Origin of the sequence: Nostoc sp. EspVER01 (genome assembly GCF_034530635.1) — a bacterium.
GTDB lineage: Bacteria > Cyanobacteriota > Cyanobacteriia > Cyanobacteriales > Nostocaceae > Nostoc.
The window spans coordinates 15099-39867 of sequence record NZ_JAVRCS010000044.1 but is presented as its reverse complement, the minus strand read 5'-3'; the positions used below and the strand labels follow the sequence as shown (position 1 = coordinate 39867).

17 protein-coding genes are annotated in these 24769 nt (G+C 42.3%); 4 read left to right on the top strand and 13 right to left on the bottom strand.

Annotated features, from left to right (window positions below; all coding sequences use genetic code 11):
- Positions 1–102 precede the first annotated feature (102 nt).
- The 5 genes from RMX69_RS25575 to RMX69_RS25555 all read right to left on the bottom strand — a co-directional run bounded on the left by RMX69_RS25575 (position 103) and on the right by RMX69_RS25555 (position 9407).
- Positions 103–1839 carry an ABC transporter ATP-binding protein gene (locus tag RMX69_RS25575; RefSeq protein ID WP_322639113.1) on the bottom strand — a complete coding sequence of 579 codons (1737 nt, stop codon included), beginning with the start codon at positions 1837–1839 and terminating at the stop codon, positions 103–105.
- 375 nt (positions 1840–2214) lie between these two features.
- Positions 2215–3432: a lipid-A-disaccharide synthase-related protein gene (locus RMX69_RS25570; RefSeq protein ID WP_289798794.1), complete on the bottom strand. Its 1218-nt coding sequence runs from the start codon at positions 3430–3432 to the stop codon at positions 2215–2217.
- A gap of 632 nt (positions 3433–4064) precedes the next feature.
- Positions 4065–4610 carry an RNA 2'-phosphotransferase gene (locus tag RMX69_RS25565; RefSeq protein WP_322639112.1) on the bottom strand — a complete coding sequence of 182 codons (546 nt, stop codon included), beginning with the start codon at positions 4608–4610 and terminating at the stop codon, positions 4065–4067.
- A 68-nt stretch (positions 4611–4678) separates the two neighbouring features.
- Positions 4679–5995: an amino acid permease gene (locus tag RMX69_RS25560; RefSeq protein ID WP_322639111.1), complete on the bottom strand. Its 1317-nt coding sequence runs from the start codon at positions 5993–5995 to the stop codon at positions 4679–4681.
- Positions 5996–6374: 379 nt separating this feature from the next.
- Positions 6375–9407 carry a PAS domain S-box protein gene (locus RMX69_RS25555; RefSeq protein ID WP_322639110.1) on the bottom strand — a complete coding sequence of 1011 codons (3033 nt, stop codon included), beginning with the start codon at positions 9405–9407 and terminating at the stop codon, positions 6375–6377.
- Positions 9408–9699: 292 nt separating this feature from the next.
- Between RMX69_RS25555 and RMX69_RS25550 the strand changes: the two genes are divergently transcribed.
- The gene (locus RMX69_RS25550; RefSeq protein ID WP_322639109.1) at positions 9700–9984 is read left to right on the top strand and encodes a hypothetical protein; all 285 of its coding nucleotides are present in this window, start codon (positions 9700–9702) and stop codon (positions 9982–9984) included.
- A 191-nt stretch (positions 9985–10175) separates the two neighbouring features.
- The gene (locus RMX69_RS25545; RefSeq protein ID WP_322639108.1) at positions 10176–12374 is read left to right on the top strand and encodes a CHASE2 domain-containing serine/threonine-protein kinase; all 2199 of its coding nucleotides are present in this window, start codon (positions 10176–10178) and stop codon (positions 12372–12374) included.
- A 116-nt stretch (positions 12375–12490) separates the two neighbouring features.
- Here RMX69_RS25545 and RMX69_RS25540 read toward each other — a convergent pair whose 3' ends face one another.
- The 5 genes from RMX69_RS25540 to RMX69_RS25520 all read right to left on the bottom strand — a co-directional run bounded on the left by RMX69_RS25540 (position 12491) and on the right by RMX69_RS25520 (position 18366).
- Positions 12491–13237 carry a hypothetical protein gene (locus tag RMX69_RS25540; RefSeq protein WP_289798789.1) on the bottom strand — a complete coding sequence of 249 codons (747 nt, stop codon included), beginning with the start codon at positions 13235–13237 and terminating at the stop codon, positions 12491–12493.
- Positions 13238–13836: 599 nt separating this feature from the next.
- Entirely contained in the window at positions 13837–14820 is a 984-nt protein-coding gene (locus RMX69_RS25535) for an RNA polymerase sigma factor, RpoD/SigA family (protein ID WP_322639107.1), read from the bottom strand.
- Positions 14821–15373: 553 nt separating this feature from the next.
- Complete coding sequence (locus tag RMX69_RS25530) at positions 15374–15598, bottom strand: hypothetical protein (protein ID WP_289798788.1); 225 nt, start codon at positions 15596–15598, stop codon at positions 15374–15376.
- 28 nt (positions 15599–15626) lie between these two features.
- Positions 15627–17357 (bottom strand): ATP-binding protein, encoded by a 1731-nt coding sequence (locus RMX69_RS25525; RefSeq protein WP_322639119.1) that lies wholly within the window; start codon positions 17355–17357, stop codon positions 15627–15629.
- A 214-nt stretch (positions 17358–17571) separates the two neighbouring features.
- Positions 17572–18366 carry a glutathione S-transferase family protein gene (locus tag RMX69_RS25520; RefSeq protein WP_322639106.1) on the bottom strand — a complete coding sequence of 265 codons (795 nt, stop codon included), beginning with the start codon at positions 18364–18366 and terminating at the stop codon, positions 17572–17574.
- A 738-nt stretch (positions 18367–19104) separates the two neighbouring features.
- Between RMX69_RS25520 and RMX69_RS25515 the strand changes: the two genes are divergently transcribed.
- Positions 19105–19929, top strand: coding sequence for a fasciclin domain-containing protein (locus RMX69_RS25515; protein ID WP_322639105.1), 825 nt, complete (start codon positions 19105–19107; stop codon positions 19927–19929).
- Positions 19930–20005: 76 nt separating this feature from the next.
- Here the strand turns inward: RMX69_RS25515 and RMX69_RS25510 are convergent, their stop codons facing one another.
- Together RMX69_RS25510 and hemL are read right to left on the bottom strand one after the other, a co-directional pair.
- A complete protein-coding gene (locus RMX69_RS25510; RefSeq protein ID WP_289798785.1) occupies positions 20006–20926 on the bottom strand; it encodes a polysaccharide deacetylase family protein in 921 nt (306 codons plus the stop codon).
- A gap of 582 nt (positions 20927–21508) precedes the next feature.
- Positions 21509–22807, bottom strand: a complete 1299-nt coding sequence (hemL, locus tag RMX69_RS25505) for a glutamate-1-semialdehyde 2,1-aminomutase (protein WP_289798784.1) — start codon at positions 22805–22807, stop codon at positions 21509–21511.
- A 230-nt stretch (positions 22808–23037) separates the two neighbouring features.
- Between hemL and hisIE the strand changes: the two genes are divergently transcribed.
- A complete protein-coding gene (gene hisIE, locus RMX69_RS25500; RefSeq protein ID WP_289798783.1) occupies positions 23038–23688 on the top strand; it encodes a bifunctional phosphoribosyl-AMP cyclohydrolase/phosphoribosyl-ATP diphosphatase HisIE in 651 nt (216 codons plus the stop codon).
- 116 nt (positions 23689–23804) lie between these two features.
- Here the strand turns inward: hisIE and RMX69_RS25495 are convergent, their stop codons facing one another.
- Complete coding sequence (locus tag RMX69_RS25495; protein WP_322639104.1) at positions 23805–24698, bottom strand: phosphotransferase family protein; 894 nt, start codon at positions 24696–24698, stop codon at positions 23805–23807.
- Between the last annotated feature and the right edge of the window lie 71 nt (positions 24699–24769).

Below are 24769 nucleotides of genomic sequence, written 5' to 3'. Positions count from 1 at the left end.
AGTTAGAGAGACGCGATAAATCGCCGACACCAACTGTCTTTAATTTTGAAGTAATGAGTAATGAGTAATACCCATTACTTATTACTCATTACTCATTACTCATTACTCATCTGTAGAGTAGAACTGTTGAGCGTAAAAACGGGCATACCGTCCTTCTTGAGAGAGGAGGGAAGTGTGAGTACCAGCTTCAACCACCTCTCCTTGTTCGATGACGAGAATGCAGTCAGCCCGACGAACACTGCTCAAGCGATGGGCGATAATAAACACGGTACGATTTTGCATCACTCGTTCTAGTGCTTCTTGAACTAGTGCTTCTGATTCCGAATCGAGGGCAGAGGTGGCCTCATCCAAGATGAGAATTCGCGGATCGTTGGCAACTGCTCTGGCAATAGCTAATCTTTGGCGTTGTCCTCCCGATAGGTTAACTCCACGCTCTCCCACCCAGGTATGATAACCCTGAGAAAACTGGGTGATAAAGGAGTGAGCGTTGGCAATCTTTGCCGCTTCCTGAATCGCTGCTAAATTTAATTCTTCTTGACCGTAACCGATATTTTCTGCGATCGTTCCCGAAAAAAGAGTAACGTCTTGGGGAACAATGCCAATTTGATGGCGCAAGCTAGTGAGTGTGACATCACGGATATCAAGATCGTCAACCAGAATTTGACCTCTCTGAGGGTCATAAAAACGAAGTAAAAGGTTGATTAAAGTCGATTTACCAGCTCCAGAAGAACCAACCAAGGCAATAACACCACCAGGAGAAGCGTTCAGGCAGAGATCCTTTAGCACTGGCTGATCGGGATTGTAAGCGAAATCGACATGACGATACTCTACCTTGCCCATAACTCGTGGCATTGCCTGAGCATTCGATTTTTCGCTGATACTAGGTTCCTTTGCCATCAGTTCAAAGATGCGTTCAACAGAAGCTTCGGTCTGTTTGTACTCGTTGTAATTGCTAATCAGCATATCGATTGGCTGAATCAGTATAGCCACAGCAGCTAAGAAACTGATAAACCCTTGAGCTGTCAGCTGATTCTGAGAAATCTGCCATCCTCCTAATAAAAACAGCAGTATAATACTAACTGCTTCCAAAAAACCGACAACGGGAAACTGAATGGATTTGAGTTGTAGAGCGCGATACTTAGCTTGGCGATTGATTTCTGCTTCTTTATTGAATCGCTTCACTTCATATTCTTGGGCTGCAAAAGCCTGAACAACGCGAATCCCGCTAAATACTTCAGTTAGCATCGCTGACAAATTGGAAACCTGATTTTGGCTTTGGCGAGATAGCACGAGTAATCGTTGACCAAATTCCCCGATTAACCAAGCCATTAAAGGAGCTAAAATCAAACCCGCAAGAGTAAGCGGCCAATTCAGGTAGAGCATGTAAATGGGAATTGCAATTAACTGCAACAAATTGGAAAGAAACTGATGGGATAACTTGTCCACAATTTCGCCGACGCGATCAATATCTTCAGTCAGGCGATAAGTCAAGTCTCCCGTCTGTGTGGTTTCAAAGTAATCTAATCCAAGTTTGTGCAGGTGAGCATAAACCCGCTTACGCAAGTTTAAAACCATGTTCAGGGCAGCAGCGATCATAAAGACATTCTGCCCGTATTGACAAAGCCCTCGAACCAAAAATACTAAAGTGGCTAGTCCGAGCCAGTAGGCAATCCGGTTTACATTTCCCTGGCCAAGATAAAAAGCGACCTGACCTGCTAAATAGGGCACTGCTAGGGTGAATAACACAAATCCTAAGATACAAGCCAATCCCCGAATTAACAGCGGCCATTGGGGCCAAAGATAAGGCAACAGTTGCCAGTAACTAGAGCGGACTTTCATAGGTAAGTAAGAATTCAGGAGTTAGGAGTTAGGAGTTAGGAGTTAGGAGTTAGGGACTTCCAACTAAAAAAATATCCCATCGCTGTCTAGGCAGGGGAGCATACTTCTCTACGAGAGGCTGCACTTCGACTACGCTCTGTTACCACGCCAACGACTACGCCCTTCGGCTACGCTCAGGACAAGCTCAGTAACCGGGGGGCAGGGGGCAGGGGGAGAAAGAAAAATATTATCTGAGTAAATTGGATAATTTATTTTCTGGAAGTCCCTTAAGAGGTAGGAGTTAGGAGTCAGGATTCAGAATTGAGATGCATTACGGCGTTAGCCTACCACATCATGTTACCGAACCGTGCCGACTCCTAAATTCTGACGCAATTTCTACTCAGTTTCTCCTAGAGAGTTTAGTAGAAAGCGGGCAATTCTCTCAGATGCGCCGGGTGGGCCAAATCGCTCAGGGCCATTTACTTTGCACTTAGCGAGGTAGTCTGAATCTTCTAAAGTTTCAACTACTCGTTTAGCTGCTTGCTTGAGAATCTCAGGGGTTGCTGGCTTAGTACCGATGGTTTGAGCAGAAATGCCCGACAGCCGCGTTTGCGCTTCTGCAAATTGATAGGTAAATTGAGGGCCCTCTCCGGGAATCTGGATGATAGGTTTCCCCATTGCTACAGCTAAATCCACTGCTAACCCTGCCATGCCAATGACGAGGGTAGAGTAATACAAGATATCACTGAAGGCATCTGAGTAACATCTCACTTCTACAAGCGGTGATTCTTCAGCAGAAGTTCCTGGAGGAAAATAGCTGAGTATGCCTTGATTCAGTTGCCAACCTTGACTTTTAGCAATTTCGTCTAATTGCTCCATCAAATTTGGTACTAAGGCGGCGCGAAACTGGAATCCTGACTCAGGCATCACCTTGGCGATTTCTATCACCAGTTGCAACTGCAAACTGAAATTTCGCGCGGCTTCCGGCATTCGCGATCCTGGTAAGATTGCGATCGCAGGAATATCCGGTTTCAGGTACAAGTCTTTCCCTGTGGGGACAACGCGATCTAAAGCCGGAATCCCACCAAACCTAGCCTTTGCTATACCTTGCCGTTGGAGATCGGAAGCTGTATAGGAATCTCTAGTAAAAACTGCCAGACATCGGGAAGAATTAAGGTCGTGCCACAGCAGTGGATTGATACGCAATTGCCCTTCATAGAGGGCAGAAAGACAAGAGATAAACGAAACGAAGGGACGTTTTGTTAAGTAAGCAAATGTTTGGGAGACAAAATCCCCAGTAGACATAATTAAATCGCAGTTAGGAGCATACTGCAACACCGCTTGTAATTGTCGCCACGTTAACCCAATCAATCCCGATTGAAAATCTTTGAGTATATAGAGGCGCTTCATGTAAAAGAATCCGCCAGAGGGCATTATTTGTGTGGGCCCAATAATGGGAATGTCCAAGCTGCGGTAAGCTTTTCCTTCACCCACAATTGGCATTGCCGCCATCTCAATCGAAGGACACAATTGGCGCAGGGTCTGAATAACATGAGAGGTATGGTTGTCCTCTCCGTGGCCGTTACTGATAAACAAGATTCGCTTAGAAGGCATCTTGGGGTTTGGATAGGTCTAAAATGCTTGTTTGGTGAGATTTTTAACCTACATTCGGTGAGTAGGCTAAGAGATTGATAGTATTTTTACTATAGAGAGTTTGTAATTTTATAGACAAATCTACAAAGTTACTTTTTCTGGTGTAAACCGGAATGGAATTACTGCTAATCCCTGTTTTTGCAAACGCTAATCTATCAGAGAATACAGTATTAGGAGTACAAGCGCTATGGTTCCATTAGACTTCTTGCATGAATTAAAAGCCCTCACCCTAAATCCCTCTTCCATTTTTGGGAGAGGGACTTTTAAATTAGCTCCCCTTCTCCAAAAATGGGAGAAGGGGATGTAGCAAGATCCCGTAGAGTGGGCAAATCTTGTATTTGTGCAAGAGACTTCATGAGCTGCGCTCACAAGGAACAATGAAAATGTCTTTTCCTCCTGCCTCCTGCCTTCTCCCTTGGCGCTAGCCTCTCCCTTTGGGAGAAGGGGAGACGCTAAAAGCGATCTGCCTCCTGCCTTATTTTCAAGGCAGGTCTATTGATCTGAGTTCAATTCCAATATGCAGTAATTGTTGCAACTTCCGCATTATGTAACTTCTTGGCAAATATCGGTTAAATATTCTATTTTGTTAAAATTCAAATTATTTGTAGATACTCAGGTGGCACGCGATCAACTAACCAAACACCATTAGCAGAACAATAGAAGATATAACCTGCTTGATGCATTGCCGCAGTATTTACAGCAAAAACTACTGGTTTTCCATGCCTAGCACCAACAGTTTGTGCTGTTTCTATATCCTTTGATAAATGCACATGATGTCGTAACATTTTGCAAAGTCCTGTTTGCAGAATTAACTCTACAGATTTGCGTCCCGTGCCGTGATAAAGCTCATCTGGAGGAACAACAGCTTCTAATTGTAAATCGACTTTTACACTATGTCCTTGGTTCGCACGAATCAAATTACCTGTAGAATCAAAAGAAAAGCGTTGTTTCTCGTTGAATTCAACTACCACCTGTAATTCCTGACGGGTAATCGGAAACTGATTTTTAGCACAAGCGGTAAGTAATTCATCAACAGCAACCCAACCACCGGGAGCAAGTTTAATTCCAATGGCATCCGGTGTATGTCGCAGATATTTGCTGAGATATTTGCTGATTTTGACAAGTCGAGAATCACTCATTTGATTGTGGTTAGCATATTTGTACTACACCTATAGTTTTTTGTAGCACATAATTGTTATTGATGGTTTTATTTTGTGTAAATTGACAGAATTTGCCTTCCCATCATGGCTAATGCCACTCCAGCAATCGCAATGAGTGTAACCTTGCCGCCAGGAACGAGTGGTTGATTTGTGCTATCTGAGTTTTCTTGTTCTTGACGTTGCTTCCAACTCATTAACGCCGGAATAATTCCACCTAAAACTGAAATACTAAATGTTCCAGTGTAATCTAGGGCAGTAAAAAAGATGCTGGGGTTAAGCGTTCCGAGAGTCATTGGCGGGAAAAGAACCAGGGAATAGAGGGGTAAGCGGCTAGAAAGTTGCCACTGTGCAGGTAGGAAAATATCTTTGAATAAATCCAGCAATCCGTACACAAATCCAATAAATGATGTGACGATCGCAAACTCTGAAAAAATAGATACTAGCACTCCTAACCATTGCCCCGCACTACCTCCTCGGAGAATTTGTAGTGGATCAAAAACACTTGTACTGCCAGATGTGCTATGTAGCATATCGGGACTGACGCTTCCTAAAATTACGGCATTCCACGCCAAGAACATAATTAGAGGAATCACAGAACCAATAAAGATAGACTGACGAATTTTGCGGGCATCCCCTTCGAGTTGCGTCACAACCAATGGCACAACGTTTTGGAAAAACAGCGCCACAGACATCACTGAAATGGCACTACCAAGGGCACTCCAGTTTTGAAATAATAGTTGGGCATTCTGAATATGCCTTCCTCCCAGAAATAATAGTCCTAAGAAGGAAACAATGACAATTCCAACAAAGGCGCTGTTTAATTTCTCAATAAACTTTTCTCGCCCAAGATACATAATGCCACCAAATAAGAGCGTGAAAGCCATTGTGCCCACCCACGTAGGCAATATCTGCATACCCCAGATTTTTGCCGCCGCCGCTCCTAAAATCTCTCCGCCTTCGGTGATGTATGCCACCAACAGAGCATAGTGCATGAATAAATATGCACTGCCAGCAATTCGCGCTCCTAATTTACCAAGGATATTCTCAACAACTCCCAAAAAACCTATACTTGAAAGCCCTTTTGTTCGCATCGTGTTTAAGGTAACTTCTGCAACCAATAACCCCGAAACTAAAGCGTAGAGCCAAACAGCAATTAGTCCAGATGTGGATGGCACAATACCCGATGGTAGGGTAACGGCTGGTAGAGCGAGAATCCCAGCCCCAACGGTAGTTCCTGCAATCAATGCAGTACTTCCAAATACACTACCCGGTTGATGATTGAGTTTTTTTCCATCAAATTCGAGATGAGAAAACAACCGAGTGACTTGCTCTGAATTTTTTAGAACGGTCTTTATGGGAACCATACTGAATATCCGTACCTAAACCAAACAATATTAACATATGTAAATATTATTCGTAAAAGCCCTGATGCTATTGGTTTTTCAAGCAATTTTTTTTGCTAAATAAGCGATCGCTACTTCATTATCAACACAATTTTTGGATTATAAATGTCACTTATAGCACTTTATCCCACATTCCGCAGGTGCGATTGTAAATGCTGCACTTTAGAAGCATGACAGCATCACCATTAGATATAAGAGTACAGGATACTGAATTAACGCTGAAGGCAATCCTTTCAGTTGCTCAAAGGAAGAAGCGATCGCAAATATTCTGACAGATATGATTTAAAACTGACAATTAGTTTTAACTGTATCAAGTAATGGTGAACAGCTAGAGGCAGGTTTATTCAGCTATTAAGTTAGCGATCGCATCTACTAACTCACTTGGCTCTACTGGTTTGGGAATATGCTTGTTAAATCCGGCTTTTAGTACCTGTTGAGCGTTCATTTCTCCAGCATAGGCGGTAAGTGCGATCGCTCGAATTTTTCCTCCCTGCTCTGGTGGCAGTGTTCTCAACTGTCGGATGAACATACATCCATCCACTTCTGGCATTCCAATATCGCTTAAAAGTATATCTGGCAAGGATTGGGCTAAAGTAGCTAGGGCTTCATTTGCTGATGTGACTGCTGTTACATTTGCCCCATACTGCTCCAGTAAGAAAACAATAAATTCTCGCGTATCTGTATCATCATCCACTACTAAAATTTTGACACCATTCAAATTTGAGGATGGCTCAGAATTGCTACTGTCTTGTTTAATCTCTAATTGATTTTGGATTAATGGTAGTCTCACAGTAAAAGTTGCCCCCCGATCTTCGCCCCCACTTTCTACCTGGACTGTCCCGCCATGCAGTTCGACTAAGTGACGAACGATCGCTAATCCTAACCCCAATCCACCAAATTTTCTGGTGGTGCTGCTGTTCTCTTGACGAAAATATTCAAACACGTAAGGCAGAAAATTGGGGTCGATGCCTTTACCTGTGTCGCTGACTTGAATCAGTGCTGAGTTGAAATTAGGACATGATAATAGTCGAATATCAACCCGTCTCCCCGCAGGTGTAAACTTAATCGCATTTGAAAGCAGGTTCCAAACGATTTGCTGCAATCGGTTGGAGTCTCCCAAAACTTGTCCCAAATTTGCTTCCAGGCTGATGTGCATCTCAATTGACTTAGCTTCTGCCGATAGCCGCACTGTCTCCATTGCTGCCGAAATCACAGATGTCAGATCGACTGGGTAGATATTCAAGCTGATTTTACCTTGTAAAATCCGGGAGATATCCAGTAAATCTTCAATCAGTTGAGCCTGTAACTTCGCATTTCGCTCAATAGTCTTCAACGCTTGAGGAATTGTCTTTTCATCAAGTTTTTTGGTTTGGAGTAGCTTTGACCAACCTAAAATTGGGTTGAGTGGCGATCGCAATTCATGAGAAAGTACTGCCAGAAACTCGTCTTTAATCCGGTTGGCGTTTTCTGCTGCTTTCCGGGCGGTTTGCTCTGCCTCGTATAAACGGGCACGTTCCATCGCTTGAGCGCACTGCTGTGCTAGTGCCAGCATAAAGGCTCGATCGTCTTGATTAAACTGCTGAATTTCGGTAAAAGCTAGAGACATTCCACCAATAGCTCGTCCCTCGATGATTAATGGAATCGAAATCCAAGCGCCGTAGTTGGACTGAGCGTATTCCTGAGCCAGATTTGCGTAACGAGCAATCCTTGTTTCGGTTGGCTCTTGCCAAATAGGCTGCTTAGTTCTTACTGCTTCTGCCAGTGGTGCAGATGCATTAATCGAGAATCGACGCCAGGAATCTATTATTTCTTGTTGTTCGCCACTAGTTCGGACAAGTTCTAATTCAGTGCCGCTTTGAGTCAGTAGTGCCACAAAAACAGAACTAGCTCCCAATGCTGCCATACTTTGCTCAACAATTACTTCAGCAACTTGTGTCGGAGTTAAAGATTCAGAAAGGGCAGCGGTAATTGCTTGCAGACGGGTAGTGCGAGATGCTGCGCGTAAAGCCGCCTGTTGAGATTGCTGGGCTTCTCTGTAGAGTCGGGCATTATCAACGGCTACGGCAGCACGACAAGCCAACTCCTCAGCTAACATTAGGCTTTTGGTATTGTAGCGACGACCTGAAGAAGAGACTAAAGTCATCGCTCCCAACACCCGTCCCCGAACGATCAGCGGTACACTCATGCCAGATGTCGGATTTAATTCTTGCAAGATTTTTCGGTGACTGGCGTTGTGGCTTAACCCTTGGATCTGTTCATCAGAAATCAAATGAATAATTTGTGATTTGCCCGTCCGTATTACCTTCGCAACACCTGCTGTTTGTGCCAAATCAGGGGGATAATTTTGTAACTGTTCCACCAATTCTTGTTTCTCTGGATTGGCATGGGCTGCTGCAAGCCGGCGAACTAATTGATTGTCACAAATAATATCAACTAAGCACCAATCAGCGATTTCCGGTACTGCTAAACGCGTCAAACCTGCCAGGGTTGTCTCGTAGTCCAATGATGCGGCCAAAATCCCACTAGCCTCAGCTAAGAAACGCTGCTCCTCTTCCACCTGTTTGCGCTTAGTAATATCTCGCGAAGACGCTTGCATCTCTAAAATTTCTTGAGTTTGGCGATCGCGGATAGCTCGAACAGTTGCTTCCAACCAGATATAATGTCCCTCTTGGTGACGCGCACGGTGAGTAATGGTATAAATACCTGGTAAATCAGCATTGACTGGATAATTTTTCGCAATCTGTACCAAATCGTCAGGGTGAACTAATTCATGGCTGGGATGACCGACTAATTCCTCTGGTTGATATCCCAGTACCGTGTAGCAAGCTGGTGAAACGTACAGAATAATTCCATCTACTCTAAGGCGGGAAATAATATCAGTTGAATTTTCAGCCAGCAGCCGAAAACACGCCTCACTGTCGCGCAGTTTGGCTTCAGCCTGCTTGCGTTCGGTAATATCGACGCACATTCCCACCCATTCGCGGATTTCGCCTGTTTCGTCGAGTATAGGCACACCGCGTATATTCATATAACGATATTCGCCGTCATGCCGTAGAACACGATACTCGGCAACTGCAACACTGCGTGTAGAAAACGCCTGTTGCCAAATTTCCACCATTGAGGCACGATCTTCTGGGTGCAGTGCCTCAACCCAACCCCATCCTTTATATTGTTCGGGACTTTGCCCTGTGAACCCCTGCCAAGTTGGAATATTATCAACAACATTGCCCCAAGGTGCTGCTCTCCAGACAATGGATGCGCTGGCCTCTGCCAGTGAACGGTAGCGTGCTTCACTATCGCGCAGCGCGACTTGCTGTTCGCTCAAATATTGCTGCAAATCAGTAACCTCTTGAGCTTTCAGGTTCTCAGTCATTTTAAAAGTATTTGGCTAAAAGCGACTCGCCAGGTTCTCCCATTTGCTGTAATAGTATATTTTGATTTTTCTCATGCAATATAGCAGATGCTATGGCTCTAACTGCACCCATCTAAGGTTATAGAGATTGTCAAGAAAAGGCAGGGGAGCAGAGGAGCAGGGGAGAAGTTGCAGTAAGTCTTTCCCATCTGCCCCTCTGCATTCTTGTAAGTTGGTGATTATGTATTACATCAACTATCATGCAAGCTATTTAAGCTAGTAATAGAATTGTTTAAATTCAGGGGATAACAATATGAAGGTTTGGCTTGCTTGCTTTTTGGTGCTGTTTGCCTTAGCGGAACTGTTTGACTGGTTGAAAGAATTTAATCTGCCATTACCTATCTATATTTTGGGTGGCGCTTTTTTAGCTGTTGCTTCTAACTATGATAAAATTTTTGGCTCCTATTTTACAGATTCAAGCATTGAAGCATCACTTGAACAACCTCAGTTAGATTCACTAACTCCATCTACTAATCCGATTTCTTTCCCAATTAGCAGTCCTGTTGAAGACGTTCAAACATCTCAAACAGATGGTTAGTGGTTGTCTGATTCTATGGTTGACGCTGGGCGTAAGCTTGCTTTAAAAGTAGGAATACGTCAAAGTCTCTAACTAATAAGTAAATTGCTACATTAATAGGAGTTTTAGGTTAATTAGCTTTTAACCTAGATTCCCAAAATTGACTTCTGCGCCTATAACATCTACCCAATTCAGGCTACCGCCTCAACGCCGTGATTAGTGGACTATTAGAAAAACTCCGTGTACCTTTTGTCAAAGTTCAGGATTCCCGTGAAACTTCTAAGAGCAAAAGCTGGCTGCAAATTATTTTTGTTACCAGTGTAGGAGTGACCGCCTTTATCTGGGGAGTTCGGGAACTTAGATGGTTACAGCCTTGGGAGTTAAGAGTTTATGACCAAATGTTGCGATCGCGTCCATCAGAAGCACCCGATCGGCGGATTGTGCTAGTTAAAATTACTGATAAGGATCTCAAACGCGAGAAATGGCCTCTATCAGATCGGAGAATCAATCAGCTATTAAAGAAAATAGAGTCTTATCAACCGCGAATTGTTGGTTTATATCTTTTCCGACCAGAAGACAATAATTTGGCGGCTAATCTCCAAAATCAAGATAACATTGTCACTACGTGTTTTTTCAGCAGCTTGGATAGAGATGAAATTCCCCCGCCGCCGAATGTCCCTATAGATAATGTTGGGTTTAGCGATGTGGTTGCTGATAATGAAAACGACCAAATTCTCCGCCGTACTTTATTATTTGCTAACTCTACAGACAAGAAATGTACAACATCATTTGCATTTGGTGCATTAATTGCAATTAATTATCTAGAAAAACAAGGTATTGAATACGATTTCACTAAAAAAGGAGATTTTATATTAGGTAAAACCTTATTTGGGCGTTTACAACCTAATTCTGGTGGCTACCAACATTTGGATGCACAGGGCTATCAAATATTATTAAATTACCGTCACCCCAATAGCCTCGCCAAGCAAGTAACCCTCACAGATGTTCTTAGCGATCGAGTCAACCCCAGTTTATTCAAAGACCGTTTGGTAATTATTGGCACTACAGCGGCTAATATCCCTCCAGGTGGCTTTTATACACCATACAGCGCTTTGCCAGATCAACCAGCCAGAATGCCTGCTGTGTTTATTCATGCACAAATAGCAAGTCAACTCATCAGTACAGTGTTGGATAAGCGACCCTTGATTTGGTATTGGCCAAACTGGGTGGAACTTATTTGGGTGTGGGGCTGGTCGTTATTAGGTGGTGTTTTAGCATTGCGGTGGCAAAATCCGCTGCTTTTGCTAGTGGTGGAAACGATAACTCTATTTAGCTTAGTAGTAATCTGCGTTGCTTTGTTTTTGCAAGCTGGATGGGTGCCGTTAATCCCTCCTGCTCTTGCTTTGGTGATTAGTAGTATTTGTGTGATTACTTATACTAGCTACCAAAATCAGCGGCAAACTCAGGTGATTATTCTGCAAGTTGAAAAACAACAAGAAGCGATCGCCCAATTAAATGTACTCTTAGAAGATAAAACAGCAATTCCCGACTCGTCTGTTGACTTTCCTCCCCCAGTTGATTCGCTAGAAATAAAATCAGGTGATTTGCTTTTGAGTGGACGCTACAGAATCTCTCAAACTCTCGGTGCAGGTGGATTTGGTCGGACTTATTTAGCACAGGATACTCAACGACCGGGTAATCCTACTTGTGTAGTTAAAAAGTTAATGCCAGCCCGTCAAGATGCACGATTTTTGCAAGTCGCCCGCAGATTGTTTCATAGTGAAGCTGAAATTTTAGAAACTTTGGGTAAACATCATCAGATTCCTGAACTACTTGCTTATTTTGAAGATAACCACGAATTTTATTTAATTCAACAATATATTGAGGGACATACCCTAAGCGAAGAATTACCACCCGTACAAAACGTCCAAAACGAATCATTTGTGATGGAAATGCTCAAACAAGTTTTAGAAGTCCTAGAATTTGTTCATCAGCATCGAGTGATTCATCGCGATCTCAAACCGACTAATATTATTAGATGCGCTCAGAATAATCGCTTGGTATTGATTGACTTTGGTGCTGTCAAATTGATGCAACCGCCGAGTAGTGAGCAAACAGAATTAGCCACAGTAGCCATCGGGACGCGGGGTTATGCACCTCCAGAACAATTTGCCGGTCATCCCCGTTTATGCAGTGACATTTATGCTTTAGGAATGATTGCTATTCAAGCCATAACTGGGATACCACCGCAAGAACTCTACCCACATCCAGAAACGGGGAATGTGATGTGGCGACAAACAGTGCAAGTGAGCGAAGAATTAGCGGCAATTTTAGATAAAATGGTTTGCTATCATTTTAGCGATCGCTATCAATCAGCCACCGCAGTTTTACAAGATTTGAAACGAATGTAGCTCTGGGGATTCTAAATCGTGGCTACACATTACTTTCGTCCGCTCATACAAAAAATTAATGGTTTGCAACCCGCATCTGCGGGTTTTATCTGTAATCTCAAGGGTTTCTACTTATATCAATTATTAATGCTATTCATTTTTGTCCCATATTGACCTTGTTTTTCTATAATCTGAGTCAAAATTTTGCGGCAATGACAGTCACTTCCACATTGATTTAATATGTCTTGTGCAGCAATGTTGCTAGAACCTAAAGCCAAAGATATTTTTCCAGTACAAGTAAGCTTAAAATAGTCTCTTAAATTGCCTTGAGGAGGCAATTCGTTAATTTGATAATTTGTTAAAGATTCAATAAAGCCTAATACTCGTAAATGTCTCAATCGTTGCTCACAGGATTGTTCTTTTTTGTATGGAAACTGTCTTTGATCTTTTTCAGCATTAAATAAGTTTTCCAGAGTTGTTCGCTCTCCATCGTCTAGCAAAGAGTCAAAAAACTTTCTTTGGTTTTCATCATTTTCTATTAAAGTTCCTAATAAGGCTAAAGCTTTTGACTCCTTTTGATTAGCCTCTATATTAGCTTTGATTTTACTATGTACTAGGTTAAGTTCTACTCCATTGCTACCAAACTGAAATTTTTCTATTCTTTCAAGAACTGAAGAGTTTAACAATAATATAATTGTTAGAAGTCCTACTTCTGTTGTCTCTAATCTCCTGTTTTTATCAACTCCTTTAAATGGAATAAACACTAAGTAACCTAAAACCACGATACTTACGATCATCCTAGAGGCTAATGCCCATTTTTTAGCTAAGTTTCTGAGGTTGGGCTGAAAAGAATTTTTAATGTTTTCAACTATTTTCTGACTCATACTACATTGTTAGATAAATATAATTAACTTTTCTTTGATAGAAAGTAATTGCTGATAAGTAGGTTTAAAAAATAAATAGCTAGTTACATCGAAAAATAACATAGCTTTTGACCCTGTTATTATCTCTGGAATATTTGAAGATATTTACCTCAAATTATTGTAGAACTGATAACAGTTGACTTTTCACGGTATCTGGAAAACCTCTCTTCTATTTCTCTCTCCTCAAAGGAGAGACTTTGAATTTTCCTCCTTTTTGTGTCGGAAGGGAGTTAGGTTTTTCCAAATGACCTAAACCACAATGAGCAAAAAACTAACACTTATGTCTACATTCTGAATCTATAGTTTTTCGGATACGTTCCCAAATTTCTGATTAACTGCTCAGTTAAAAATATTCGTAGGTTGGAGCATAAACGTTATTCGACAAACCCTGCAAAATGTTGGGTTTTGTTTCTCAACAAACGCATAGCGCAGGTATCGAACCGATAGCGAATACCTGATTAACTGCGTTTCCTGGTTTTCAGCAAAAAAAAATCGCCCCCTGAATTCAGGAAGCGCATCACCAAGGTGGTGTAGAGACGCGAAGTTCCGCGTCTCTTGTTTTAACTAGCAACGTATTCTTTGACATTGGCACGACGGCGACGCAGATGAGCCAAAGCTTGATGCTCTAACTGGCGGACACGTTCGCGGCTGAGATTCAATCTCTCACCGACTTTCGCCAATGACATTTCATTACCATCTTCTAAACCAAAGCGTAAAGCTACAACTTCTCGCTGTTGCGGGGTTAGTTCTGCTAGCAGATTGTTCAAGTCTTGGCGTAAGAATTCCTGGTTGGTGTAATACTCTGGTGATGGACCATCATCTTCGAGCATTTCTTGCAACTCAGTATCCTGGTTTTCACCAACTCGCACATCCAAAGAGACTGGTTGACGAGCCATATTCAGGTACTCGCGAATCTGAGCAGGTTCTAGTTCTAGTGCTTTGGCAATTTCGGCTGGAGTCGGCGATCGCCCCAAACTTTGAGCCAACTCGCGCTGTACTTTTTTGATTTTGTTCAGCTTCTCGGTAATGTGAATCGGTAAGCGGATGGTACGTCCTTGTTGAGCGATCGCCCGAGTAATTGCTTGGCGAATCCACCAGTAAGCATAAGTCGAGAACTTATAACCCCTCATTGGGTCAAATTTCTCCACACCCCGCTCTAATCCCAGTGTTCCTTCCTGGATTAAATCCAGAAACTCCATATTTCGCTTTTGATATTTTTTAGCAATAGCAACAACCAAGCGTAAATTCGCTTCGATCATTTTTTGCTTTGCCCGCTTACCTTGCGCTACTGTTTGTTGCACATCGGTTTCCGATTGTTTAACGTGATCGGCCCACTCTGAAATATCCGGTTCGCGTTGCAACTTCTTCGCCAAAGCTTCCTTGGCGTCGATCAGCGTCATCATTTGTTGCACTTGCTTCCCAAAGACAATTTCTTGTTCGCGGGTTAGCAGTGGTACACGACCAATTTCTCGCAGATAGGTTCGCACCATATCAGCCGTGAATTTGGTGTTGAGATTTTCGGTTTGGGTATTGACAGTAGGCATTGGTGCGATGTCCTCTACTTCGTAAAGATAATGTATGTTTTATTACTAAAATGGAGGGAAAAAAGTAGTACATCTATCACGAAATGTCGGGAGCTACCAAAAGCAATTAGTTAATTGATACAGCCGTTGTTAAGACGGTAAGCCCCCAATGATAGGTTCCCCTACCTTCCCTAAATTTTCAATCTTTTATAAGCACGCTGGTTATTTTTGAGAATTCTTCTCTTGGACAGTTACTAACACCGAGCGGTAAATCCGAAGTCGGTATGAGTTCCACTTAACTTATGATACGATAAATCAGGCAAATAGTAAACTATCTTTAGATAAAACCTATCATTATAAATCAAAAGCAGCAGTTATAGAAAAAAATTTAAACTTCCTTGAAATTACTGACTACATCTATAGTGACGCCAAAAACCCCTCTTCTGTTGCCAAAAACTAGCCAGATAACCGAACTTAATTTGCTGTGACAATGGAGGGATGTCACGAATTGGTCATTTGTCATTGGTCACTTGTACAGAGTTTCGACTGCGCGGTAATCGAGCGAAGTCGAGATTCAACTACCGCGTAGTCGTAAAGCCTGCGGCATAGCTTCGCTTCGGGCGTAGCCTCTCGTAGAGAAGTATTGGTCATTTGTACTGAGCGACTCGTGCCGAGCATCTCGACTTCGCTCGATGGAGCCGGAACCGAAGTAAGTCGTAAAGCCTGCGGCATAGCTTCGCTTCGGGCGCAATGTCTGTCTCCGAAACACTGTTCGCGTTCGTAGAGAAGTATTGGTCATTTGCAAAAGACAAAGGACAACTGACAATCTAAAATCCCAGATCAGCTTTGGCTAGTTCCGCAGCGGCGAATACTTCTGCGTCAGGTTTTTCTTCCCAGGCTGGCTCACCAATTTCTGCGTAAAAAGTTGCGTCGTAAGGACGGGTACGTACTACTACTGGCATGGGAACGGCGTGACCCAAAATTAAGGCTTGTTGCTTCGAGTCTAGCTTTGCCAATACCGATCGCAGTCCGCTACCACCAGATACACCTGTAAAAATCGCGTCAATGTCTTTTTCATCATTCAACAAAGCAGTAATACGAGTCCCAATTTGGGACATAACTTCATTATCTATGCCTGATGGACGTTGATCAACTACCAAAAGTGTGACAAAATACTTTCGCAGTTCGCGGGCAATAGTCCCAAAGATAGTACTTTGGACGATAGCCGGGTCAAGGAAACGGTGCGCCTCTTCAATGGTAATCATCAATGGGGTCGGGCGATCGCTAGGATTTTTGCTTTGCAGAAATTTGTCTGCTTTTTTGACGTAATGCTCGTGGATACGTCGGGTGATCATGTTTGTCACCAACATATAAGAGAGCATATTAGACTGGGAACCAAATTCTATCACAACATTCTTCCCAGATTCCAGGCATTGCACAATTTTACTAATATAATTCTGGGGGCAAACTGCTCGCATATACTTCAAGCTATCCATCCGCAAGAGTTTGCGCTGCAATGCCATAATCGAGCCTTTGTGTCCGCGCTTCTCGTCGCAGAACATCTCGATTTCTTCGTTGGTCATATTCAACAACTGGACAATCCAAGACTTGCCAAATTCGCTATACAGAATATTGGCGTTATCTAAGGCTGCGTCAGAGAGTCCTAAATCTCGGCTACATAACTTAATATCTTCAACTTCTATTTGCTCATAGCTCAAATAAAGTTCTTGGGCATCACGCACACCCCGACGCTTTGTCGATTCCGGGTCGAGGGTGTAAACTTCTACCTTACTAGGAAAAAGTTGCTTTAAGCCTTTAACGGTATTAACGTTCTTACCTTCTGCAACGGCTTCCCAGCCATACTCGGAGTGCATATCAAAAATCAAGTTAACTGCTGCATTTTTACGGATAACGCCAGCTAAAAGTAACCGCGTTAGAAAAGATTTACCAGTACCCGATTTCCCAAAAACCCCATTACTCCGTTCTACAAAGCGATTCAAATCGATACAAACTGGCACATCCATATCCAAAGGTTTGCCGATGGAAAAGTTGCGCCTTTGGGGGTCATCTTCCCAACCAAATACCCGGCGAAAATCGTCAACACTGGCTTCGTAAACTTGACTAAAGTGACTAGGAATAGTTTTAACAGGCAACAATTCTATTGTCGTGCTGGTTTGGGGCACAAATGAAGCCAAACCCGTCACCGATGGGAGGAAAGGATTGGCCGATTTGCCATTTGTTGGGGAGAAAGATTCTTCCGCTTCGGGAGTGAACATCAACATCGGCGCGAGGTTGATAGTACCGTAAGTACCACTTCCGGCTAAAACATCTCGTAAAAAAGTGTCTTCCCAACTGGGGGGATTAGCAATAATTCGGGCATTAGCAGCTCCCAATGCTACATCTGTCAGCATACAAAAAAAACGCGATCGCATCCCTTGCACAACAAGAAATTTACCCACCCGCATATCTTCTACAGAAATGTCAGGATGCAATCGTACTTCTAAACCTTCAGTTAAAGAACCTTGAATGACCGAACCTAATGGCTGTGCCGAATTCATCTGATTAGTCATTTGTCATTTGTCATTTGTCATTGGTCATTGGTCACTTGTACTGAGCGTAGTCGTTGGCGCAGCCTCTCGTAGAGAAGTATTGGTCATTGGTTACTTGTACTGAGTTTCGACTGCGCTCAACTACCGCATAGTCGAAGTATTGGTCATTTGTTTTTCTTCTCCATCCCCTATGCCCTATGCCCAATTCCCCATGCCCAATTATCTAATCAATCTGAATCGAGGTTGGCGCACTTCCTGTTGATGGAGTGGTACTAATTAACGGTTTGCGGAATTGGGCATAAAGGCGATCGCGCCAGGTGAAGAATGGTTCATAATCTATATTCTCGGCAAAGATTGGCAATCCTTTACCTCTAATAGAAGCTGGTAAATCCAGATAGGGACCAGAGGGGAACTTGAGCAATATCGATAAGCCAGCCACCGCTAAGTCAGCTAAAGTCGGCTCATCTCCTGTTAAATAAGGACTATCTGCCAATAATAACGTTAAGGCTTCCAAGTCTTGTTTTAAAGATGCGATCGCTGACTGTATCACATCTGGGCTGTAACCTACGCCAAAACCCAACACTGACAGTAAGTCACTAGGTACTCCTTGAACCAGACTTTTAAATATATCTGGTGTTGAGGTGGGTAATAAAGATTTACGGAAATTTTGGTCTTGACTTACAGCTGCAAATAGTGCTTTGCGACCTTTGATGCCTATGGACTCATCCGCCCATTCTTCTATTAATAAAGTTAAACCCCGTTGTTTAGGATCTTGCGGTATTATGGGGCGATCGGGATACTCTAAGTCTAAATACTTAGCTATTTCCGTAGAATCCGCAATATATTTATTACGATCCTTTAATACAGGCACTTGTCTTTGACCAGTCAGCCGGAACAGTTCTACCTGTCCAATCCCAGGTGTAACCTCTATTTTGCGGTAATCTAGTCCTTTGAAATCTAGAATTAGGCGCACTTTCTCTGAGTATTGAGAGAGTTCCCATTGGTATAATTCCAGCATGTGTTCTATCTCTTGTAACTGGTCAACTTATTAACTTTACAATTGTATCTTTAGTTTAAGTAATTTTTATTGGTATTAGTTGGTTAGCTGTCTATTTAATTGACATTAAGGTTTAACCGATGCCTGATTTTTGGCAAAATTATCGATTTAAAAAAATATTGTTTTCTGATTGATTACAATATTAAATAATTAAGTAATTTCATTCAGCATATAAATAAACTCAACCCCTCATTCGTGGGTCTTCAACAGTTACTTCAATTTTTGTCAGCGTTAGCCTACGTTAAAATATTTCGGTAATTCATTTCTGTGTTTTTGCTGAATAATCAATGGTTAATTTGGAAATATAGCTTTTTTCCCTATGTAATTCAGGATTTATGAATCAACTATTAATTTACGTACAAATTTATATATAAATTGTCTTTATAAGTATAATTTTGCTCCTGAGCTAATTGTCACTCCTAGCTTGTAGAGGTGAGATTTTCACACTTTCTGAGAATTTACGTTACACGAGTGGGATTTTTAAATTTGCGTGTGATCAAGAAAATTTGCTCAATTTACATTAAATATATGGTAGATATATTTCATACCTGATCAGCGTGAATCGAGGTAAAATATTTTACCTCGCTAGCGCAAAGTCTTCTAGATAAAAATCTTACTTCCCTCTTGAGTTAGATTTTGTGCATAGCAAAATGTTATAAATCTTTATGTAATGTGTGGACAACAAGAAAAACAAAATTTATGAAGACAAATTACAGCAAATTTCTGACCACGTTGGCAGGCATAGTAGGATTTACTAGTTTCAGCGTCCTCATTACTTTACCATCTGATGCGAAAGAGGTACTAAATCCTAACCCCAGTATTTTCAACGAAGCTCCCTATAACCAAGGTCAACGCCTTCAAGCAAACAATCAATACACACCTGCTGAAGCCGTTTCCCAAATAGAAAAGGGCAATACCAAACGCAAACTAGTAGCACAGAAAAGTGGTGCAACCCTAAATCCCAAACCAAGTATTTTCAACGAGCCTCCCTATAACCGTGGTGGTGGTAGTGTTACACCTAGTGAACCTACACCCGTCACCCCAGGTACTCCACCCACTGAGACACCGACCATAACTCCACCAGCACCAGGGGCAACCAGCAATCAAGGCAAAAACTTGTTAGCCTTGGCAGAGTCAAACGCTTCCTTTACCACCTTGACCAAGGCTTTGAAAGCAGCAGGATTAACCGGAGCTTTACAAGGCAAAGATAACTTAACTATTTTCGCACCCACTGATGCAGCTTTTGCTAAGTTGCCAGCAGATGCTTTGCAAGAATTGTTAAAGCCAGATAATAAAGAAGTATTGCTCAAGATTTTAACTTACCATGTGGTGGCTGGTAAGGTATTGTCCACTGATTTAAAGTCTGGCGAAGTTAAAAGCCTCGAAGGTGGCGTAATCAACGTTAAAGTCGATCCTGCTACCGGCGTAACTGTTAATGATGCTAAAGTGACACAGGCAGATATCACAGGTAGTAACGGCGTAATCCACGCAATCGATCAGGTGATTTTACCTCCTGACTTGTAGTTGTAAGGTCTCAGCACAACTGGCAACATAACTAGATTGGCATAAAGTATTAATACGTTAAAATTCCGTTCAGATGTTAGTTTTGGACGGTTTTTTTGTTTGCAGTTAGTTTTTGATCTTTATCTTGCATTTCTAAAAGTTCAGGAATAGTAACAAACTTATAGCCCTGTTTCCGAAAGTTGGCAATAATTTCTGGTAAAGCTTGCACAGTTTTAGAGCGATTACCACCACCATCATGCATTAGCACAATTCCACCTGGCTTGGCTCTCCTAAACACATTATTAATTAATTTTGGTACAGCAGGACGTGAGTAGTCTACAGAGTCAGATGACCAGCGAATGATGGCATATTTGCTATTTCTAGCGTAACTAGCCACCCCATTGTGCATGATTCCCCCTGGTGGTCGAAATAAATTTGTTTTAATCCCTGTCACTTGATAAATCAAGTCTGCTGTGTGGTCAATTTCATATGCAGCTGCTTGTGGATTTAAGAATTGATACCAATGATGCCAAGTGTGATTACCAATTACGTGACCCTCAGCAATCTCCCGCTTTACTAAGCCTGGATAATTCTTCACGTTTTGCCCAATCAGAAAAAATGTCCCTTTAATCTGATTTTTTTTGAGAATATCTAGTACTTGCCCGGTACTTTCAGGCCATGGCCCATCATCAAAGGTGAGCGCAATTACTTTCTGTTCGGGAGTCAATTTTGCCGCATCAACTATTGCTCCTTGAAAACGCTGTGGCACAGTATATGAAAAACCTTTTGTTTGTACTTGCTGCTGCCAACTTCTAAGCATCGTCGCTTTTAGTTCTTCAATCTGCTGCTGAATTCCAACTTTGCTTGGTTGATTGTTTACATTTATATTCTCTGTACTTTGAGCATTAGAGGAGCTTGACTTAATAAGCATCATCGTGCTTACACTCACACTCCCACTCAAGACAAGCAACGTAACTAATATTTTTTGCAGACCAAAAAATGACTTATTGTCGTCCACTTCATAGCTCCTTCCATGTCGAACCGTCTTTTTTTCACAATACTTATGGCAGCTTTTTCTACTCTGTAAGCCTTGCCATACAAGCTACAGTTATGACTGGTATATTTTTTTTAAGTTAGCTCCAACCCTGACTCTGAAAAAATACCTTATATAAGTTTTGCAACGGAAATCCAAACAAGAGCCACAAAACTTGACACTTCTTATTTGCCAGGGACTTAGCCCCCTATAATTTATTAATCCTGCCTCATTAACTATGAATCTTAATGTAGGCTAAATATTGCATATTCTCTTGACGAAGCCATTGCGAAATGATGACGAAGATGTGACCTTTATTGAGTAATGACGGTAGAGAGCAGACCTGTTAAAAAATTTCTTCGATCCCCAGCAGCGTCAGAGGATTGAACACCATTAACTGCTGAAAATTCTGCAAATAATGCTTTAGAGTGAGTCTGAAAATTCCGCACCCTTGTTTCTGTCTCAAAAAAGGGACTTCCTATAAATCATCCATTTTGTGGGGCAAGATACCCACCCCACAGAAGTTAACAGGATATTTTTATTTGGAAATCCCTTACCCTTAAAAGGTTACAGACTAGACATTACATCCCGTGCAACTGCTAAAGTCTGCTCAATGTCTTCTTCAGTGTGAGCAAAAGACGTAAACCCAGCTTCAAATTGAGAAGGTGCTAAGTAAACACCGCGCTCTAACATCCCGCGATGGAAGCGTCCGAATTTGGCTGTATCAGACTTTTTCGCATCTTCGTAGTTATGAACTGGGCCGGCGGTAAAGAATAAGCCGAACATGGCGCTGATTTGACCACCGCAAGCTGCATGACCACTTTCTTTGGCAATTTGCAGCAAACCATCTGCTAGCTTTTTAGTAATCCGCTCAAGAGACTCGTAAGTACCTGGCTTTTGCAGCAATTCTAAAGTCTTAATACCAGCAGTCATCGCTAAAGGATTACCAGAAAGAGTCCCAGCTTGATATACGGGGCCGGCGGGCGCAACCATTGACATAATATCTCGACGACCACCATAAGCCCCTACTGGCAAACCACCACCAATCACCTTACCCAAAGTTGTTAAATCGGGAGTGACGCCAAATTTTTCTTGAGCGCCACCGTAAGCAATGCGGAAGCCTGTCATCACTTCGTCAAATACCAACAACGCTCCATACTCGTGAGTTAGTTCTCGTAAACCTTCTAGAAAGCCAGCGTCAGGTGCGATAAATCCAGCATTGCCGACGACTGGCTCAAGAATTACACCGGCAATCTCGTCACGGTTTTCTTCAAATAAAGCTCTGACTGCTTCTAGGTCATTGAAAGGTGCAGTTAGAGTAGTGCTAGTTGCTAATTTAGGTACTCCCGGTGAGTCTGGCAAACCAAGTGTAGCAACACCAGAACCCGCCTTTACTAGAAACGCATCGGCGTGTCCGTGGTAGCAACCTTCAAACTTGATGATTTTCTCCCGGTTGGTAAAAGCCCGCATCAGTCGCAAAACTCCCATACAGGCTTCAGTTCCAGAGTTAACAAATCTGACCATTTCGATACTAGGAACGGCATCAATGACCATTTCTGCCAAAACATTTTCTAGGACTGAGGGAGCGCCAAAACTGGTGCCTTTTTCTAAAGCTTCATGCAACGCTGCAATGACTTCTGGATGAGCATGACCACAAATAGCTGGGCCCCAAGTGCCTACATAGTCTATGTATTTATTGCCATCTACATCCCAAATATAAGCGCCTTTGACACGATCAAAAACGATGGGTTGTCCGCCCACAGATTTAAAGGCACGAACTGGAGAACTGACTCCTCCGGGCATGAGATTTTGAGCAGCGGCGAAGACTTCTTGTGATTTTGTTGTTTTAATTGTGGTATTTACCAAAGTTCTCTCCTAACAGTGGGCAATAAAAAGCTCTATCTTAGGATAGGGTCAAACACTGCTTAGAATTTCTATCCTATAAAATTAGCGGAACCAAAAAAATAACATTATGTTATGCAAGTCCAATTGAAGACTTGACTTTAGATATTTAATTCAAAAAAACATACCAGCTGCCCTATTTTGAATGGTATCGTGAATCCATAAATTATTCTCATGAGAGCAAACTAGCTGGTATGTCTTCTAACGATTCGCGATCGCTGCATTACACTATCCCGGTTGAGAAAATTCGCTACGATGAACGGGGTCTAGTGCCTGCAATTGTCCAAGACTATCTAGATGGTACTGTCCTGATGATGGCGTGGATGAATCAGGAGTCGTTACAAAAAACTTTAGAAACTGAAGAAACTTGGTTTTGGAGTCGTTCCCGGCAAGAATTGTGGCACAAGGGAGCGACTTCTGGGCATATCCAAAAAGTACAAAGTATCCGTTATGACTGTGATAGTGATGCCCTGCTCATTGGCGTAGAACAATTAGGAGATGTTGCCTGCCATACTGGAGAGCGCAGTTGCTTTCACCAAATAGAAGGAAAAATTGCTGCACCTCCAGGAGATACATTGTCGCAATTGTTTCAAATAATATGCGATCGCCGCGACAATCCTACTGAAAGTTCTTATACCTGTAAACTATTCGCAGGTGGCGATAACAAAATTTTGAAAAAGATTGGTGAGGAAACTGCTGAGGTGGTAATGGCTTTTAAGGATAATGAAGAAGATGCGATCGCAGGTGAAGTGGCTGATTTGCTATATCATACTTTGGTCGCCCTAGCTCACCATCAAGTGGATTTAAAATCGGTATATCGCAAACTCCAAGAACGTCGTCAATAAAGAATGTAGACAAATGAATGAGCGAGTAGGGGAATGTGTAGATAAACAACTTTTTCCCCAACTCTGTCAGTCTCTAAAATTAAACAAGCGTGCCCTTTGTTATTGGCTATGGCAGGTTAACTTAAGCGTGTACCTAAAGGTTGAACCTCTCTGGCTAAACCAATATGTGCCAATGACAATGAGATATGGTTAAACTTTACTCCAACCAAAGCCCACTGAAGTTCAAGTGTCCCCATCCAGAAACGCGCCCGGTCGATGACATCTGGTAACATCGGATAGTCGCTTTCCATACGCCGCACAATACTTTCACCGTAATTACCGAGTTGCACTGCAATATCACAAGCTGCATCTCCCAAACCAGCTGTACCAAAATCAATCAGACCGCTGATGCTTTCTGAAATCGGGTCAAATAGAATGTGATACACTGGCTTGTCGCCATCTATCAGTACGGGTGTGTAGTTGAGGTCAAGTTCACCTGTAATTACGGGCGTAAAAAGTTCATGTATCCAAGTTTGCTGATGACGCCATAAGTGAGGAAAGAGAGTTTCCTGAACTTGCTCATACAGCTGCAACCAATCTTCATGAGAACGTTCTGCACCAGATGAAGATACCTCAGCATTAACTAAAACTTCATAGGGGATGCTGTGTAATTGCTGATGAAATCTGGCTAGTTGGGAGATGATACACGCTTGCGATGCTTCACTCAGCTTTAGCAAGGTGTTACGAGATAGCGGTTCACCTTTAATAAATCTGTAGCTAGCAAAGCCTTCTTCCAGGTGTTCAAAGTGCGGAACTCGCAGTTCAACATACTTTTGCACCACTTCCAACACCTTAGATTCATGGGAAAGTACCTGTTTTCCCCAATCATCTTTGGCAAAGCGACATACAAGCTCATGATTAACAATCACCACATCGTTAACCATTCCATCTTGATTAAAGTCAAGATGCTTAACAGAGATATTGGGATAGACAGCACGAATTTTTTCGAGATACGAGGAAGGAATATTCACAGTAAATCTTGACGCAATCACAACAAACAAAAATCAGAGTTTATCGGACTTTTAGCCGATCGCAGCAACTT

Coding starts and splice junctions, on each gene's coding strand:
- RMX69_RS25530 (WP_289798788.1), bottom strand. CDS start 15,598: ATGACCAATACTTCTCTACGAACGCGAACAGTGTTTCGGAGACAGACA.
- RMX69_RS25550 (WP_322639109.1), top strand. CDS start 9,700: ATGAAGGTTTGGCTTGCTTGCTTTTTGGTGCTGTTTGCCTTAGCGGAA.
- RMX69_RS25560 (WP_322639111.1), bottom strand. CDS start 5,995: ATGGTTCCCATAAAGACCGTTCTAAAAAATTCAGAGCAAGTCACTCGG.
- RMX69_RS25565 (WP_322639112.1), bottom strand. CDS start 4,610: ATGAGTGATTCTCGACTTGTCAAAATCAGCAAATATCTCAGCAAATAT.
- RMX69_RS25515 (WP_322639105.1), top strand. CDS start 19,105: ATGAAGACAAATTACAGCAAATTTCTGACCACGTTGGCAGGCATAGTA.
- RMX69_RS25520 (WP_322639106.1), bottom strand. CDS start 18,366: ATGCTGGAATTATACCAATGGGAACTCTCTCAATACTCAGAGAAAGTG.
- RMX69_RS25570 (WP_289798794.1), bottom strand. CDS start 3,432: ATGCCTTCTAAGCGAATCTTGTTTATCAGTAACGGCCACGGAGAGGAC.
- hisIE (WP_289798783.1), top strand. CDS start 23,038: ATGTCTTCTAACGATTCGCGATCGCTGCATTACACTATCCCGGTTGAG.
- RMX69_RS25525 (WP_322639119.1), bottom strand. CDS start 17,357: ATGAATTCGGCACAGCCATTAGGTTCGGTCATTCAAGGTTCTTTAACT.
- RMX69_RS25535 (WP_322639107.1), bottom strand. CDS start 14,820: ATGCCTACTGTCAATACCCAAACCGAAAATCTCAACACCAAATTCACG.
- RMX69_RS25555 (WP_322639110.1), bottom strand. CDS start 9,407: ATGACTGAGAACCTGAAAGCTCAAGAGGTTACTGATTTGCAGCAATAT.
- RMX69_RS25540 (WP_289798789.1), bottom strand. CDS start 13,237: ATGAGTCAGAAAATAGTTGAAAACATTAAAAATTCTTTTCAGCCCAAC.
- RMX69_RS25575 (WP_322639113.1), bottom strand. CDS start 1,839: ATGAAAGTCCGCTCTAGTTACTGGCAACTGTTGCCTTATCTTTGGCCC.